Here is a 278-nt window from a genome sequence, read left to right as displayed (position 1 = left end):
GGAGATCGTGGCGAGCCTCGGGATTGTCATCGGCATCGCCACCCGCCCGCGGGACCTGGCGCACAACCCCGAGATGGCCTTCATCAACACCTCCGCGCGGCAGGATGCCATCGGCGCCCTGGTGCAACAGGCGCAGGAGGCCGGGGCGGACGCGGTGGTGGGAGTGCGCTTCGACGGCGGCAAGATCAGCGACACCGTGAGCGAGTTGGCGGCCTACGGCACCGCGGTGCGGCTGCGTCAGGAGTAAAGGGGTCAGGCCCACACGACGGCGACACCGT

At 70.1% G+C, this 278-nt stretch carries 1 protein-coding gene; it reads left to right on the top strand.

Annotated elements, in window-relative coordinates:
• On the top strand, positions 1–247 hold a 247-nt coding region (locus tag C3E87_RS14455), incomplete at its 5' end, for a YbjQ family protein (RefSeq protein ID WP_076064213.1).
• Between the last annotated feature and the right edge of the window lie 31 nt (positions 248–278).

It is taken from the genome of Tessaracoccus sp. ZS01 (assembly GCF_022342445.1).
Classification (GTDB): Bacteria; Actinomycetota; Actinomycetes; order Propionibacteriales; family Propionibacteriaceae; genus Arachnia.
Note: the sequence above shows the minus strand (reverse complement) of the source record. Positions and strands in the feature narration are given on the sequence as shown.